This is a genomic window from Providencia sp. AGC89 (assembly GCF_053543535.1).
This window is the reverse complement of record NZ_JBIXLP010000060.1, coordinates 97,928-113,473: the sequence shown is the minus strand read 5'-3', so window position 1 is coordinate 113,473 and position 15,546 is coordinate 97,928. Positions and strand designations below refer to the sequence as shown.

At 38.7% G+C, this 15,546-nt stretch carries 15 protein-coding genes; 11 read left to right on the top strand and 4 right to left on the bottom strand.

Annotated features, from left to right (window positions below; translation table 11 throughout):
• The first annotated feature begins 217 nt into the window (after positions 1–217).
• The 4 genes from ftnA (at position 218) to ACIPUA_RS08810 (ending at position 2,652) form a co-directional block, all read left to right on the top strand.
• The gene (gene ftnA / locus ACIPUA_RS08825) at positions 218–721 is read left to right on the top strand and encodes a non-heme ferritin (protein ID WP_042843590.1); all 504 of its coding nucleotides are present in this window, start codon (positions 218–220) and stop codon (positions 719–721) included.
• Between the two features lie 233 nt (positions 722–954).
• Positions 955–1,341, top strand: coding sequence for a copper homeostasis periplasmic binding protein CopC (copC, locus tag ACIPUA_RS08820; protein ID WP_042843591.1), 387 nt, complete (start codon positions 955–957; stop codon positions 1,339–1,341).
• Position 1,342: 1 nt separating this feature from the next.
• Complete coding sequence (copD, locus tag ACIPUA_RS08815) at positions 1,343–2,239, top strand: copper homeostasis membrane protein CopD (protein WP_129465968.1); 897 nt, start codon at positions 1,343–1,345, stop codon at positions 2,237–2,239.
• A gap of 65 nt (positions 2,240–2,304) precedes the next feature.
• Positions 2,305–2,652 carry a YebY family protein gene (locus ACIPUA_RS08810; protein WP_042843595.1) on the top strand — a complete coding sequence of 116 codons (348 nt, stop codon included), beginning with the start codon at positions 2,305–2,307 and terminating at the stop codon, positions 2,650–2,652.
• Positions 2,653–3,079: 427 nt separating this feature from the next.
• On the opposite strand, the gene ACIPUA_RS08805 is transcribed toward ACIPUA_RS08810, so the two are convergent.
• The 3 genes from ACIPUA_RS08805 to yebS all read right to left on the bottom strand — a co-directional run bounded on the left by ACIPUA_RS08805 (position 3,080) and on the right by yebS (position 7,000).
• The gene (locus ACIPUA_RS08805; protein ID WP_042843596.1) at positions 3,080–3,313 is read right to left on the bottom strand and encodes a DUF1480 family protein; all 234 of its coding nucleotides are present in this window, start codon (positions 3,311–3,313) and stop codon (positions 3,080–3,082) included.
• 146 nt (positions 3,314–3,459) lie between these two features.
• Entirely contained in the window at positions 3,460–5,799 is a 2,340-nt protein-coding gene (locus ACIPUA_RS08800; protein WP_449059567.1) for an MlaD family protein, read from the bottom strand.
• Positions 5,774–7,000 carry a membrane integrity lipid transport subunit YebS gene (gene yebS, locus ACIPUA_RS08795; RefSeq protein WP_042843598.1) on the bottom strand — a complete coding sequence of 409 codons (1,227 nt, stop codon included), beginning with the start codon at positions 6,998–7,000 and terminating at the stop codon, positions 5,774–5,776. Before yebS ends, ACIPUA_RS08800 begins: the two co-directional genes overlap by 26 nt.
• A 132-nt stretch (positions 7,001–7,132) precedes the next feature.
• On the opposite strand from yebS, the gene ACIPUA_RS08790 reads away from it, so the two are divergent.
• The 7 genes from ACIPUA_RS08790 (at position 7,133) to ACIPUA_RS08760 (ending at position 14,908) form a co-directional block, all read left to right on the top strand.
• Positions 7,133–7,615 carry a GAF domain-containing protein gene (locus tag ACIPUA_RS08790; RefSeq protein WP_042843599.1) on the top strand — a complete coding sequence of 161 codons (483 nt, stop codon included), beginning with the start codon at positions 7,133–7,135 and terminating at the stop codon, positions 7,613–7,615.
• A gap of 110 nt (positions 7,616–7,725) precedes the next feature.
• On the top strand, positions 7,726–8,415 hold the full coding sequence (proQ, locus tag ACIPUA_RS08785; protein WP_042843600.1) for an RNA chaperone ProQ: 690 nt from the start codon (positions 7,726–7,728) through the stop codon (positions 8,413–8,415).
• Between the two features lie 19 nt (positions 8,416–8,434).
• Complete coding sequence (prc, locus tag ACIPUA_RS08780; RefSeq protein WP_129465964.1) at positions 8,435–10,480, top strand: carboxy terminal-processing peptidase; 2,046 nt, start codon at positions 8,435–8,437, stop codon at positions 10,478–10,480.
• A gap of 232 nt (positions 10,481–10,712) precedes the next feature.
• Positions 10,713–11,387 carry a cell envelope biogenesis protein TolA gene (locus tag ACIPUA_RS08775; protein ID WP_449059566.1) on the top strand — a complete coding sequence of 225 codons (675 nt, stop codon included), beginning with the start codon at positions 10,713–10,715 and terminating at the stop codon, positions 11,385–11,387.
• A gap of 431 nt (positions 11,388–11,818) precedes the next feature.
• Positions 11,819–12,700, top strand: coding sequence for a protease HtpX (htpX, locus tag ACIPUA_RS08770; protein ID WP_042843603.1), 882 nt, complete (start codon positions 11,819–11,821; stop codon positions 12,698–12,700).
• 329 nt (positions 12,701–13,029) lie between these two features.
• A complete protein-coding gene (locus ACIPUA_RS08765) occupies positions 13,030–14,412 on the top strand; it encodes an alanine/glycine:cation symporter family protein (protein WP_042843604.1) in 1,383 nt (460 codons plus the stop codon).
• A gap of 217 nt (positions 14,413–14,629) precedes the next feature.
• Positions 14,630–14,908: a hypothetical protein gene (locus ACIPUA_RS08760; RefSeq protein WP_042843605.1), complete on the top strand. Its 279-nt coding sequence runs from the start codon at positions 14,630–14,632 to the stop codon at positions 14,906–14,908.
• 189 nt (positions 14,909–15,097) lie between these two features.
• On the opposite strand, the gene ACIPUA_RS08755 is transcribed toward ACIPUA_RS08760, so the two are convergent.
• Positions 15,098–15,319, bottom strand: coding sequence for a DUF2594 family protein (locus tag ACIPUA_RS08755; protein ID WP_042843606.1), 222 nt, complete (start codon positions 15,317–15,319; stop codon positions 15,098–15,100).
• Positions 15,320–15,546 lie beyond the last annotated feature (227 nt).

The following is a 15,546-nucleotide window of genomic DNA, read 5'->3' as shown; positions in this document are numbered from 1 at the left end:
AAAAAATGATGTCGAAAAAATAAAGACGAATGATTGTTATCGTGATAATTAAAATATAAACCAAGAAAAGATAATGAGATTGATTATTATTGTTTTTAACAAAAGTTATTAATAATCAGTAAATTGGATTTTTTTGTTTTAAGATTGTTTTAGGGTTTTAATTATTGTAATACTGTGCATAATATAAGAATGAACGATTAACTGATAAGGCATAAATATGTTAACTACAGACATGGTCAATAAACTAAATGAGCAATTAAATCTTGAATTTTATTCTGCTAATCTTTATTTGCAAATGAGTGCTTGGTGTAGCGATAAAGGCTACGAAGGTGCAGCTGCATTTCTAAAGTCGCACTCACAAGAAGAAATGGAGCACATGCAGCGTTTATTTGATTACCTTAGCGATACAGGTGCATTACCTTTATTAGGGCAAATTGCAGCGCCTCCTGTTGCTTTCAAATCGATTGCAGATGTTTTCACCCAAACATATGAGCACGAACAATTAATCACACGCGAAATTAACAAACTGGCTCATTTAGCCATGACAACCCAAGACTATTCAACATTTAACTTCTTACAATGGTATGTTGCTGAGCAACACGAAGAAGAAAAACTATTTAAATCAGTATTGGATAAACTTGATATGGTTGGTGAATCTGGCAAGGCGTTATTCTTGTTAGATAAAGACTTAAAAAGCTTATCTGCAGCAACACATATCTAATTTGAAGCACTATCGGTATTTATTAAGTTAATATATCTATTTGAAGTATAAAGACCTTGTCAGGCTTGTGGCTATGAAAGTTTATTTCAATGACCACAAGCCTTTTTCTTTTCATTTTGTGTGAAAACTCACAGGATAGAGGGTCAAAACCTATTTTTAAGCGGTAAAACTGGTTTTTTTCCGTATAATGATTGGTAATAATTCTAAATTCACCTGCAAATTAAGGGGTTACTATGCCAATCTACCATATTAAATCTTCATGGCGTAAACTTAGCGCTATTGCCGTTTTGTTTTTAGGTATGTCCTTCCAACAAGCTTTTGCTCATGCTCATCTTAAAGACCAACTACCAGCTGAAGGTGCCGCGGTAGAGCAAGCACCTGAATCAATTACATTAAGCTTTTCTGAGGGGATTGAAGTTAATTTCACTAAAGTCAATATTGTTGGCCCTGAAAAAAATATTGTCAAAACAGGCAAGGCAGCATTAGACCCAAGTAATGACACTAAAGTTATTGTTCCTGTTGAGGATAAACTCGTTGCCGGTAAGTATGATGTTAATTGGAGTGTGGTCTCTGTGGATGGGCACAAAACAAAAGGGACTTATAGCTTTACAGTGAAATGATATGTCACTAGAAGCTTTTTATACGTTAATTCGTTTTATCCATTTTATCGCTGCAATATTGATGTGTGGTATGTCAATATTTGCAGTGCTTCTCAGTCGTGGGAAGTTTCGCTATTTATTAGTCCGTTACCTTAATAAAGGTATCTTCTTTTGCGCTATTATCACTTCATTAACAACCTTTGGTTGGTTGCTTGCTCAAGCTGGTTTGATGGGGGATGGTTGGGAAGATAGTATCGATTGGGCTATATGGCAGGGGGTGCTTGGCACGTCATTTGGTCAAATATGGCGCTGGCAACTGCTGTTTGCTGTTATCCTCTTGCTGGTTTTATGTATAAAATCCATAAAGCTACGTCTAAACCTAGTATTACTTCTTTCTATTGTCCTGCTTGGTCTCCATGCATTTATTGGGCATGCAGCCATGACCGATGGCGTTATTGGGGCTTTTCATCGTATTAATCAGTTCATTCATCTCATTAGTGCAGCCTATTGGTTTGGTGGTTTATGGCCATTCTTAATTTGTATTCAGTTTTTACGTCATAAACAAGAGCTGGTGCAGGGGATGGATAAACAAATAATCAGTACTATGCGGTTGTTTTCAAAAATTGGGCATGTTGCAGTTGTGCTTGTCATCTTAACCGGGGTTATTAGTGCAATAACGATTTTGCCAGAATGGCCTTTGGCATTTTCGGGCTCTGAGTACCAATCATTGCTTTGGTTTAAAATTATTTTAGTTCTAGGAATGGTAATGTTAGCTTTGATTAATCGCTACTATATCGTTCCAGGCCTAAAACACAGAGGGCGTTTGAACTATTTGATCATTAATAGTTGGGTTGAATTGTTATTGGGTACTATGGCAATTCTAGCCGTTGCTATTTTTGCTACTTATCAACCGATATAGCCAAATGTTCGTATTTATTTGATAATACAGTGAAGATATTTTTAATATTTAACAAGGTCATTTTAATGAAATATAAACTCATTATTTGCTCATTATTACTTGTTGGAACAATGAGTGCAGCATACTCCGCACCATTGGCAACAGTCAGTAAAAAACAATTTGGTCAGGACTGGCCGTTTATTCGTGAGGAGGTGATGCTTGAGTGCCGTAACAATGGTGCATTGGTCGTCATTAACCCTGCAACATTGATGCAATATCCATTAAATGAGATAGCGACGGAATTAATGGAGAAAAAAGAGATTAAGGCTCAGCCGATTGATGTTTTATTAGCACCTATTGAAACAACTAAAAGTGTTAAAGAAAGAATACAGCCATTAAAAGAGGCCGCTGAAAAATTATGCCCCAGTAAGTAAGGTTACTGGAAATAGGGTTGGTTACGCAGAGGGAATGGTGTTTTCTATTATTTTATTTATATAAATCAGTGTGATATACAATTGAAAGGTTTTGTTGATTACTGGTATAGGTATAACCTATTGAACAAATAGTTCAATATTAGAAAATCAAACAATAAATTGTGTTAATAATATGTGAAATAATTGATAATAAATGTGGTAAGAACGTGAGTTGAAAGCTAGTATTAGGGTGTACTTTGTTACGTCTCAATGGCAATTTTAGCGCACGGCTCTGCCAGAGCCATTTCCCAAGGCCCGGTAATCGGAATCTACCAGGCCTCTTTTTTTGCCTATCGGTTTGTTTGTTAACACACTAGTAATCACCTTTCTATTTGTTCTTACCCATTTATATACCCGAGCTAATAGGCTGTATAACATGATTAACCTACTATGCTAATTTCATGACCCAATGATGATTTTCTTTATCATAGTGATGGCGATAGAGTAAAACAGGTTTTTCATCTAAGGTGGCAGGGATGCTGGTATGTTCGTCCCAACCATCTAATTGCATACAGAAATCGGTATCAGAATCACAAGGGATACTTACCGTATCACTTTTATGTGAAGCCATAACCGCATCATTAATTTCATAGGAAGATATTTTCAATTTCACAAAACACATAATAGCACCTCATTTATCGACGTTATCTATATATACTAAGCTCAACAGAATTAATCATAGTATAAATGGAATTGATTTCCAAAATAAATTTTCACCGATAAACAAGAGAGGGTGCATTATGTTACTTATATGCACCCTTGTAGTGTTTATTTTTTAGGTATTGATGTACCCCAGTTTAAGTAATCACTAGGGGCTTCTAATTTTAGAATGAAATGCTGTTCCGGCTTAGCTTTCGGCGCTAAAGGCACTGTTGGCGGGGTGGCGAGAGTGATACCACCTCGGACAAACTGCTTGAATGTACCGCTTTTCATAACTCCACCAGCCAAACCAAAGGAGAAATTAAAGCCGGATGATTGCCAAAATTCAGTGTTATCACGTACTAAATATTGATATTCCTTGCCAATACGTGTGGCAACATAAACGCGGTCGGAAAGCTCTCCCAAATATAAGCCTGTCACCACACCGACTTCCAGCCCTCTAAATAAAATCGGCGTACCCACCTGAACAGAACCAACATCAGTGGCATCAAGGTAAATGGTTAAACCATCTAAATAACGAGAGTCAGTTATATTGGCAGCTTGTAGTTCAAATTGATAACGGTTTTTATTACTACGTCCAGGCTCTGCACTAATATAAGGTTGTAATATACTGTCAAGGTTATTTAAGCCCGCGGGTGATAACTCAGGGGTTACAACAGCAAAGCGGCTCCCTAGTTTTGTGAATGTGCTGACATACTCTGGATAGAGAATAGCCCTCGCTTGTACCTCTCTTTTATCAGAGGACAGTTTTAATGACTCTATCTGACCAATGTTTATGCCTAAATAACGGATAGGCATGCCTTCAGAAAGTTTGGAGGCATCAAATGTTGTTAAGGTAACTACACTACCAATAGCCTTAGCAGATGTTTCATTAGGGTAAAGCATGTGTTGGCGTGCAGTATTCGCTGTGCCATTACCTATGTTGTCAAAGCTTATTGCTCCACTGATCGCACGGCTCAATGGGGCAGCTTGGACTGTTAAACCATTACTATTTAACTGAACTTTTGCTCCACCTTCAGCCCAAAAAACACTGTTATCAGTCAGTAAATGCCGATATTCACTTGAAATATATACATCAATGGAAAAACCGGATGTAGTGGGTTTAATGGTGGTAATTTTGCCTACTGCAAATTGACGATAAAGTACAACCGACCCGGCTTGTATATCTGGTAATGTCGCTGTATTAAGAGTAATTGTAGTTGGTGGAGATTCCCCTAAAATACCGGCTTTCGCATTGTCATCACTGCGGTATAAAGGGAATTTCTCTGGTAATTTCCCTTGGCTTTGCCCCGCAATTAAGTGTATGCCGCCATCTAACCATTCTTGCGGTGTCGCGCCTTGGAACTGTAGTCCACCAAGCCCCAATTGGACATCAACACGGCTATTGGCGACAAATTTACTGTCTTCACGAATGAGGTGCTTAAACTCATCATATATGGCTATTTTAAAATTGACATTATCGGCGGATAGGTGACGTTGTAACACCTCACCGATTTGAATACCTTTATAAACAACAGGTTGTCCTTTGCTTACGCCATAGGTGTCATTGGCCCATAAGGCAAGAGTTAAAGGGGATTTACCTTCTTGTTCAGCAGCTTTGACAACGGCACGGCTAGATTGTAACACAAAACGTTGGCCTTCTTCCGCTTGGGGGCTGCCTTGCGGTGAGTCAAAAGTAATAGCGCCATTTATGACAGCAGAAAGGCTTTCCATTTTGATATTAGCACCGGATTTAAGGTCAAAACTACCTTGTAAGCCAGATACATTCCAAAATTGGCTGTCTTTACGAACGAGTTTGGCATAGTGTTTTTTGACCACCGCAGATATAGATACCCCTTGGTTATCCGGTAAAATGGTATAATCCGAGATATAACCCACGGGGACTTTTCGGTAATAAATGGGTGAGTTTTCGTTTAATGAACCTAAATCAGGTGCGGTTAAGTGGATTAGAAGTTCACCTTCGTCAATATTTAGTTGTGGTGGCGTGTCTTGTGCCACAAACGAGAATTGCTCTGTCCCAGTGCTTGGCAGCATTCCAATATAGTTACCGCCAACCAATGCATCAAGGCCGGAAACGCCCGCCAATGAGGCTTTAGGTGTAACTAACCAAAATTTTGTGCCTGAAGTTAACGCAGAGCGCATGTCTTTGTTAACACTGGCAGTAACAATAATGGATTTCATATTTTTGCTAATAGCAATTGATTGAACTAATCCAACCTCAACGCCTTGGTAGCGAATAGGTGTTCGATTTGCGACGACACCTGGGGCAGAAGAGAACTCAATCGTAATATCAGTTCCACGCTCAACCCAATGTTGGAAAAGAAGCCAACCAGCTATAAAAATCGCTACCAGCGGTAATAACCAGAAAGGGGAGATACGCCCTCGTTTGCGTAGTGTGGCTTCTGTAGCTTCTTCAGAAGGCTCATTTTGCAGGTTTTGATTTTCCATATGAATCCCATATTAAGCGGCTATCTAACCATTCAACAGCCATGATTGTTAGAATAACTGCTGTACCAAAGTAAAATGCGGCAGGGCCCATAGTAAAAGACATTAATTGATCACGGTTAACTAATGTCATCATTAAGGCAATGACGAATAAATCTAACATTGACCAGCGGCCTATCCATGAAACAAATTTTAGTAGTTTCATACGAAGAACAGGGTCGGTATTGCTTTTTAACTGTATAGAAAATAGTAATAATATCATGATGATAATCTTGATGAAGGGCACTAATATGCTGGCAATGAAGACAATAATGGCAATAGGCCAGTTACCCGAGTCAATTAAGGCTACAACACCAGAATAAATTGTGTCCTCCAAACGCTGCCCATTCAGATAAAAAACTGAAATGGGTAGCAGGTTAGCGGGAAACAATAACACCATGGCGGCAATTAGCGCAGCCCATGTTTTTTGTAAACTATAGGGGTTGCGAGATTGTAATGGCCGATGACAGCGCTGACACTTCCCTTGGGCGTTAGAAGGCCCTGTAAAGTGGCAAGCGGTGCAGGCCAACGCATGTGGTTGTTCCCCTTGGTCATCAATAGGGTAAAACCGACGCCATAGTTCGTCTAAATTCATGTGGATGAGGATCAATAAACTTAAAATAGCCATCGTGATAAAAGCAACTAAACCATTACCTATAAACACGCTGGCGTAATCTTGCATTTTAATTGCCGCTATACCGAGAGCGATTAAGTAAACATCTAACATAACCCATTCTTTGATGTGTTTCAGAACCAGTAAAATAGGGCGAAGGTTTAAATTTATTCGCTGACCAATAAGTAACATTAAAATTAATATTGGCAATAATAGTGGAGCAGCTATCGCACAAAAAGCCACAATACTTGCTGTGAGCGGGTCACCTTGATGATTAATTAAGCGAACACCTTCTATTACATTGGCATTAATTTGACTTCCCAGCAGATGAATAGAAATTAGTGGTTGTAAAAAAGCGATCGGTGCTAGCATCAATAATGTGATAGACAATATGGATAACCGCTTGATTGACCATGACCGGCCATCATTGAGTTGACTAGAACAACGAGGGCAAATAACGACTTGTCGTAAGCTAAATCGCGGAGCGAGGATTTTTTGGTTGCAATGGCTACAACGCTGTAAAATCAAGTCAGTGTGGTTAATGTTGTTCATATTTACTCATTTTAGGGTTTCACTTAGATGTAATCTAGTGTAAAAAAATTTACCTCAAAGTGACAAATTGGTAACCTTAGAGTTACTCTTACAGATGTTTCATTAATCACTTGATTATTACTAAAAATAATTATGGATAAAAAGAAGTATTATCTTGAACTTTCAGATAATCTCTCTGCATTATTAGCAGGAGAATATGATTTAATTGCCACCTTAGCAAATACTTGTGCATTACTGTATGAGCGCTTAGAGGGAGTTAATTGGGCTGGATTTTACCTGAGTAATGGGCAAGAATTAGTATTAGGTCCGTTTCAAGGTAAAGTTGCATGTGTTCGAATACCCTTTGGTAAAGGGGTCTGTGGTACGGCTTTTAGTCACAACCAAATTCAGCGTATAGAAGATGTTCATGCATTCCCAGGTCATATCGCTTGTGATGCGGCAAGTAACGCTGAAATTGTGTTTCCTTTGGTGGTAAATGGGCAAATTATTGGGGTTTTAGATATCGACAGCCCAAATATTAGCCAATTCGACCAAGAGGATGAAAAAGGCTTAAAGCACCTTGTAAACCAGTTGTGTCAACATCTGGCAATGTGTTCTATGCCAAAATATTACTAAATATTGGTCAGTTAAATTAATAGTAACGTGGCAATTGTCAGCAACACGATTATAATGTCGGCTTGTTCATGCCCGTGAGGTTGGCAAAATCGTTGTTATCAGGAAATTTCATGGAAAATCAACCTAAGTTGAATAGTAGTAAAGAAGTTATCGCATTTCTAGCAGAGCGTTTTCCTCGCTGTTTTATCGCTGAAGGCGAAGCACGTCCGTTAAAAGTCGGAATTTTTCAAGATATCGTAGGGTGTTTAACTGAAGAAGACGGTATTAGCAAAACGCAATTACGTTCTGCGTTGCGTATGTATACCTCTAGCTGGCGTTATCTCTACGGTGTTAAAGAAGGCGCAAAACGCGTTGACCTAAATGGTGAAGACTGTGGTGAATTAGACGCAGAGCATATTGCTCATGCGCGTCAACAATTAGCTGAAGCTAAAGCTCGTGTTCAAGCGCAACGTGCTGAACAAAAAGCGCAAAAGCGCCCAGCAGCGAAAAAGCCGAGTGAAAAAAACACCCGTAGTCAAGATACCACTAAAGAGAAAGCGCCTCGCCGTCGCCCATCAGACAATAAAGAACGCTCGCAAACTACATCAGCTAAACCCCCCCGTCGTAATAACCCAGCCCCAGAACAGAATCTGAAATCAGTCACTGATATCAACACACTTCAAATTGGTCAATCATTGAAAGTGAAAGTGGGTACTAGTGTGATGGACGCCTCTGTGCTGGAAATTGCAAAAGACGGTGTTAGGGTTCAATTGCCAACTGGACTGGCAATGATTGTACGCGCGGAACATTTAAAGTTCTGATACGGAGGTCAATCAGGTCATGAACAAACTTCTTAAAATTGCACTTGTTGTCAGTTTGGCTACTTTCGGTAGTGCAATTGCTAATACTCAAGCAGTGGCTCCGGTCACTGCGGCTCAGTTACCTGTCTTAAAACAGAGCGCTCAGCACGGCACTGTGAGTGAAAGGGTCACATCAAGGTTCACTCGTTCACATTATCGTCAATTTGATTTAGACAAAGCGTTTTCTGGGAAAATATTTGACCGCTATCTCAATATGTTAGATTTCGGTCACAATGTTTTACTTCAATCCGACGTTGATCAGTATACCAAAGATAAAGGTAAAGTAGGTCAATGGCTTGAGGACGGCAAATTAGATACGTTTTATGACCTGTATAACCTATCGCAGGAACGGCGTTTTGAGCGTTTTAAATATGCATTAGCTCGCTTAGAACAACCTATTGATTTGAATGCGACGGATTCTATTGAAGTTGACCGCTCTAAGTCCCCTTGGCCTAAAGATAAACAAGAACTTGATCGTCTCTGGGACCAAAAAGTACGTTATGACTGGTTGAATTTAAAGCTTTCAGGTAAAGACGATAAAGAAATCAAAGAAAAACTGACCAAGCGATATAACTTTGCTTTGAGACGTCTAACGCAAGCACAAAGTGAAGACGTTTTCCAACTGATTATTAATTCATTTGCACGCGAAATTGATCCACATACGAGTTATCTTTCACCTCGTAATACTGAACAATTCAATTCTGAAATGAGTTTGTCATTGGAAGGAATTGGCGCGGTTTTACAGCAAGATGATGAAAATACGGTGATTAACTCCCTCGTGGCGGGTGGGCCTGCGGCGAAGAGCAAAGAGTTAAAAGTCGGTGATAAAATCATTGGTGTAGGGCAAACGGGCAAACCGATTGTGGATGTAGTTGGTTGGCGCCTTGATGACGTGGTTGCGTTAATTAAAGGGCCAAAAGGAAGTAAAGTTCGGTTAGAAGTTATTTCTGATACCAAAGGGGCGAAGCCTCATATCATCACCATCGTTCGGGAGCAAATCCGCCTTGAAGACCGTGCTGTAAAACTGACTATCAAACAGCAAGGCAAAGATAAAGTTGCTGTGTTAGATATTCCTGGTTTCTATGTTGGTTTAACTAATGATGTAAAAACACAACTGCAAAATATCGCGAAAGATAATGTTTCTGCGTTGGTCATTGATTTACGCGGAAATGGTGGTGGGGCATTAACTGAAGCTGTTGCTTTATCTGGTTTATTTATTCCAAAAGGCCCAGTGGTTCAAATTCGTGATAACAATGGTCAAGTTCGTCAAGATGTCGATGATGACGACGTTATTTACTATAAAGGCCCACTGGTTGTTTTAGTTGATCGTTTTAGTGCATCTGCATCTGAAATTTTTGCAGCAGCGATGCAGGATTATGGGCGTGCATTAATCGTGGGCGAACCAACTTTTGGTAAAGGCACGGTACAACAACATCGTAGTTTAAGTCGTGTGTACGACCAAATGTTAAAGCCAGAATGGCCTTCATTGGGTTCAGTACAATATACCATCCAGAAGTTTTACCGTGTTAATGGTGGGAGTACACAGCGTAAGGGTGTGACACCTGATGTCGTGATGCCAACAGGTCAAGACCCTGCTGAAACAGGTGAAAGTTTTGAAGACAATGCATTGCCATGGGATAGCATTCCTCCAGCAAACTATGCACGTGTCGGTGATATTTCATCAGACTTATCGCCAATCAAAACTCAGCATCTAGCGCGGATTAGCCAAGACCCTGAATTCAATTATATCGATGAAGATATTGCGCGCTATAAAGCGCATAAAGAGAGTAAGAATCTAATTTCGCTTAATTATGCTGAGCGTCAAAAAGAAGATAATGAAATCGAAGCAACTAAACTTAAACGTATAAATGAACGAAATGTACGTGAAGGTAAGCCATTACTAAAATCAATTGATGACTTACCAAAGGATTATGAAGGCCCTGATCCGTACTTAGATGAAACGGTTAAAATGGCGATTGACTTGGCAAGTCAAAATACCAAGATGCTATCAGGTAATAATCAATAACTAAGTAAAGTTAAAGCTCATTTTAAATAACAGACCCCATACTTATCTATGATTTGTATGGGGTTTTCTTTTATTTAAAGTCATCGATGATGACTTAATGTCTGAGAAAGAGTTAAAACAGATATTAGATAGTTTTTATCGTCTAAAATAATCGTGTCATTCTAGATTTCTTTACCTTTAATTAATTTATTCTAAACTTTTGATAAGGGTTCTTAATCAAAGAGGCAATACCATGGGTAAATTAGTTATAGGTTTAATCGCAGTTAGTATCATGATGGCTTCATCAATAAACACAGCGACAGCAAGAAACTACCCTTGTTCAGGGAGCAAAGGTGGGGTCGATCGCTGTGAAAGCGGTAAGTTCATTTGTAATGATGGCTCCACTAGCCGCTCAGAACAAGTGTGCACCACATCATTGAAAAATGATATTAACAGTAAAGCGGGTATTGCAGGAGCAACCATTGGCTCTGGTGTTGCCAAGCAATCAAGTAAGCCCTCTATTTCTGATCCAGTAAAGGCAACGGGAGATAGAGCAAATAAAACGGTAAATGAAAAGGTGGCTAAAAAGAGTGATAAGGCATCAGATCCAGCAAAAGCGATAAAAGAAAAAGCAACTAAAGCCACCAATAAAGATTCGGCAAAAGCGATAAAAGAAAAAGCAACTAAAGCCACCGATAAAGATTCGGCAAAAGCGGTAAAAGAAAAAGCAACTAAAGCCACCAATAAAGATTCGGCAAAAGCGATAAAAGAAAAAGCAACTAAAGCCACCGATAAAGATTCGGCAAAAGCAGCAAAAGAAAAAGCAACCAAAGCAGCAGATAAAACCTCAAGCAAAACAGTAAAAGAAAAAGTAATCAAAGCAGCAGATAAACAATCAGCGAAAACAACGAAAGAAAAATCAAATTAAACTGAAAGTGTTTGCAACTAACTGTATAATAATGGGTTAGTTAAAAAACAAAGCCATCTTAAGGTGGCTTTGTTTTTCTGAAATAGGCTAATAAAGACTGATATTTATCGATTTAGCGAATAAAGTTGCTGGAAATATAATTAAATGCACGAATAAATTTCCATACGTATAATAACCAGCATTATCATTTTAATATTGGAACAATTTAATGTGAGCTGGTTATAAATTGAGCCTTTAAAAACAATTGGTTAAATTTAATCATTCTTTATTGTGATTGAATAGAGAAAATAGTAACCCGTTTTAGTGGTTTCAATGTAAAGTTATGTTGTTTTTTAATATTTTGATGTTAATTGACTTGAAATAGTGTGAAAAAACCTTATTTATAAAGTAAATTCTACGTGATATTAGTTTTTACCAAGGAATACAAAAAAATGATGAGAATTGCTTTATTCTTACTCACAAACTTAGCCGTTATGTTTGTGTTTGGAATAATCTTAAGCTTAACCGGTATTAGAGGTAGTAGTGTCCAAGGCTTGATGATCATGGCGGGGTTATTTGGTTTTGGTGGTGCATTTATCTCACTGCTGATGTCTAAATGGATGGCTTTGAAATCAGTTGGTGGTGAGGTGATTGAAACTCCTCGCAACCAAACAGAGCAATGGTTAATGTCAACGGTAGAGCGCCAAGCACAACAAGTTGGTATCCAAATGCCACAGGTGGCTATTTACCATGCGCCCGATATCAATGCTTTCGCTACGGGAGCCCGTCGTGATGCTTCGTTAGTCGCAGTAAGTACTGGTTTATTAGAAAATATGAGCCGTGACGAAGCGGAAGCGGTTATTGCTCACGAAATTAGCCATATTGCGAACGGTGACATGGTAACAATGACCTTATTACAAGGGGTTGTGAATACTTTTGTTATCTTTATTTCACGTATTATCGCACAACTCGCGGCAGGCTTTATGTCAAACAGCGATAATGAAAGTGAAAGTAGTAACGGTAACCCTATGGTGTATTTCGCCGTTTCCATGGTGTTGGAAATTGTTTTTGGTATTTTAGCCAGCATTATCACTATGTGGTTCTCTCGTTATCGTGAATTCCATGCAGATGCCGGGTCGGCAAAACTAGTCGGGCGCGAAAAAATGATCGCCGCATTACAACGACTGAAAACGAGTTATGAGCCGCAAGAAGAAGGGCGCTTAATGGCATTTTGTATCAATGGCCGAGGAAAAGCATTTAGTGAATTGTTTTTATCTCACCCACCATTAGATAAACGAATCGAAGCGCTGCGTTCAGGTGAGTATTTAAAATAGTCTAACTTAACTGTTTAGTCGAAATCTAAAAACTAAGCCCAGTAATCATTTTATTACTGGGCTTTTTTTATGGACAAAAGTCCTCTCACTTGTACCAAGAAAGCTGTTAATCAGTAAGAAATTTTAAGCTTAAGATTTATTCACAATTTAACTGTATCGGTAATTAAAACATATTAATCACAAGTGAGCTTTCTCACAATCTTGCATCGTAAGTGGTAATTTTTTAAATTTTTGTTCGCTTTTATTTCATTTTTAATCTTTATTAAATTGATGGTGATTTGTTTAATAAATGTTAATTAAAAAATAAGAGTGATTAACTTGGGGGTAAGATGGAGCTAATAACTACGTGGTTAAGTGAACTCAACGGGATAGTATGGGGCGTACCTATGCTAGTTGGGATTTTAGGCGTTGGTATATACATGCAAATTAGGCTCGCGTTCTTGCCAATAAGGAAAATAGGAACAGGTTTTAGATTATTATTTCAAAAAAACGAGTCACGCGGTGAAGGGCAAATATCGCCATTTAATGCTTTGATGACAGCATTGTCTGCAACAATTGGGACTGGGAATATTGCAGGGGTGGCAACTGCTGTTGTGATGGGAGGACCTGGAGCACTCTTTTGGATGTGGATGACAGCGTTGGTTGGAATGGCAACTAAATACTCTGAAGCTGTACTTGCAGTTCGTTTTCGTGAAGTGGATAAATATGGGCAATATATTGGTGGCCCAATGTATTACATCAAAAATGGATTGGGGCCTAAATGGATTTGGTTAGGTACTCTATTTGCTTTTTTTGGTGCATGTGCAAGTTTTGGCATCGGTAATACTGTACAAGCTAACTCAGTGGCGGATGTACTAGAAAGTAACTTTGGAGTGCATAAGTGGTTAACAGCAGGGGTATTGGTTTTACTTGTTGGTGCAGTGTTGATTGGTGGATTACGCCGTATCTCTGATGTCGCTGGTAAGTTAGTACCATTTATGACTGTCGCTTATTTTGGTGCAGGGTTAATTGTACTTGGTATTTATTTTACGCAAATCCCTGCTGCAATTTCCTTAGTAGTGACGTCTGCGTTTAACCCTGTGGCGGCACAAGGTGGCTTTGCCGGTGCTGCTGTTTGGGCTGCGATTCGCTTTGGGGTTGCGAGAGGGGTTTTTTCCAATGAAGCAGGCTTAGGAAGTGCTCCTATTGCCCATGCTGCGGCGAAAACACAGAACCCTATTCGCCAAGGGCTAATTGCAATGCTTGGTACGTTTATTGATACTATTATTGTGTGTTCAGTCACTGGTTTGACGATCATTATCACTGGAGGGTGGTTGACTAGCCAGACAGGCGCAACGCTGACCGCTTTTTCATTTCAATCAGCAATACCGGGTGGGAATTATATTGTCGCTATTGCGTTAGCTGTTTTTGCATTTACCACCATTTTGGGGTGGAGTTTTTATGGTGAAAAATGTGTGCAGTATCTATTTGGATTAAGGGCTATCAAACCGTTTAGAGTGCTTTGGTTAATCGCTTTACCAATCGGTGCAACCCAATCACTTGATTTTGTCTGGTTATTGGCTGATACGCTAAATGCGATGATGGCAATCCCTAACTTAATTGCATTGTTGTTATTGAGCCCTGTAGTGTATCGATTAACTCGAGACCATATAAAAGATGTTAATGCGGATAGTATTGATATGGCTAAACAGTTATACGATAACAAATCATAAATACCCCCTGTAAAAAGCTTCACTTCGGTGAAGCTTCTTCATTAAATTAGTGTGTATCCTTACCCCTTTTTGGTTAATCATCTCTAAGTGCTTTCAATGGGTTTTATGTAAACCAAACTACGCAATAGGTTTAAATGCGCTATGCTAAGAATAGTTAATCAATTTTCACTTATGAAATATTATCTATTAACTTTTGACTTATTCACAAGGAGACCAAATGGATATTCTGGAAAAAACGTTGGTGTTTGGTAATGATTTTATGACAACGACAAATCCCGCACGACTAGTTGCATTTAAATTTGAAATCTACCGTTCTGAACAAGGTTTTTATCATAGGATCTATAAAGAGGTTGGGATGTCAGGAGCCAATCTTGGTCAATTGTTCAAAGTATGGGCCTTCGAAGAACAAAAATGTTGGGAAAAACAAACTTCAACTACAACACTCGATGAGTACGTGCAGTACTGCCAAGATATTTATAAGCGGAATAATGTTTAATTAATAAACTGTGTTGGTAGATAAAAAAAGCCCCCTTCATAGGGTCTGAAGGGGGAGCTAAATGAATAAAGAATGGTTTAATTCGAGAACTAAGATAGTTGATTTAAAAATTCAAAACTTAGTTATTTGTGCAGTTTAAACCACTCAATAGAATATATATCCTTAAAATAGCATTTATCGCTAAATAATCTATTGGCGATAGGCCGTTTTTATTTGTTCTAACGTGTTTTTATAGGTTTCTGCTTGTTTTTCATCTTCTATGAGTGCGATTTCACGTTGCATTTTGATTAAAATTTTACCTGCATCAGCTTGACCAATAGCTTTAAGCATATGAGTGAGTAAATTTTTTAAACAAGTTATCTCATCAGCTAAAGTATTCACGTCAGGATCAGTAGGGAAATGGTTTTTCATTAACAAGGTCCTTTAAAAATAAAAAATAATCGTGAGATTGTAGCATAAAAAGGAATGATATGTGCTTTCAGATAAATGAGCGTAATAGTTATTTGCTAAACAAGGGGAACCTAGATACGTTAAGGGGGATATAACAGGGAAACCTTCCTGTTTTTGTGCTTGCTGGCGGAAGCCTGACCTTTAAGCCCCACTGAAAGTTGTGATATAATTCACAAAAATGGGTTTTA

Excerpts from the sequence above, each read along its gene's own strand:
- ACIPUA_RS08810 (WP_042843595.1), top strand. The coding sequence starts at position 2,305 with ATGAAATATAAACTCATTATTTGCTCATTATTACTTGTTGGAACAATG.
- yebS (WP_042843598.1), bottom strand. The coding sequence starts at position 7,000 with ATGAACAACATTAACCACACTGACTTGATTTTACAGCGTTGTAGCCAT.
- prc (WP_129465964.1), top strand. The coding sequence starts at position 8,435 with ATGAACAAACTTCTTAAAATTGCACTTGTTGTCAGTTTGGCTACTTTC.
- ACIPUA_RS08790 (WP_042843599.1), top strand. The coding sequence starts at position 7,133 with ATGGATAAAAAGAAGTATTATCTTGAACTTTCAGATAATCTCTCTGCA.
- proQ (WP_042843600.1), top strand. The coding sequence starts at position 7,726 with ATGGAAAATCAACCTAAGTTGAATAGTAGTAAAGAAGTTATCGCATTT.
- ACIPUA_RS08800 (WP_449059567.1), bottom strand. The coding sequence starts at position 5,799 with ATGGAAAATCAAAACCTGCAAAATGAGCCTTCTGAAGAAGCTACAGAA.
- ACIPUA_RS08805 (WP_042843596.1), bottom strand. The coding sequence starts at position 3,313 with ATGTGTTTTGTGAAATTGAAAATATCTTCCTATGAAATTAATGATGCG.
- copD (WP_129465968.1), top strand. The coding sequence starts at position 1,343 with ATGTCACTAGAAGCTTTTTATACGTTAATTCGTTTTATCCATTTTATC.
- ACIPUA_RS08775 (WP_449059566.1), top strand. The coding sequence starts at position 10,713 with ATGGGTAAATTAGTTATAGGTTTAATCGCAGTTAGTATCATGATGGCT.
- ACIPUA_RS08755 (WP_042843606.1), bottom strand. The coding sequence starts at position 15,319 with ATGAAAAACCATTTCCCTACTGATCCTGACGTGAATACTTTAGCTGAT.
- ACIPUA_RS08765 (WP_042843604.1), top strand. The coding sequence starts at position 13,030 with ATGGAGCTAATAACTACGTGGTTAAGTGAACTCAACGGGATAGTATGG.
- ftnA (WP_042843590.1), top strand. The coding sequence starts at position 218 with ATGTTAACTACAGACATGGTCAATAAACTAAATGAGCAATTAAATCTT.
- copC (WP_042843591.1), top strand. The coding sequence starts at position 955 with ATGCCAATCTACCATATTAAATCTTCATGGCGTAAACTTAGCGCTATT.
- ACIPUA_RS08760 (WP_042843605.1), top strand. The coding sequence starts at position 14,630 with ATGGATATTCTGGAAAAAACGTTGGTGTTTGGTAATGATTTTATGACA.
- htpX (WP_042843603.1), top strand. The coding sequence starts at position 11,819 with ATGATGAGAATTGCTTTATTCTTACTCACAAACTTAGCCGTTATGTTT.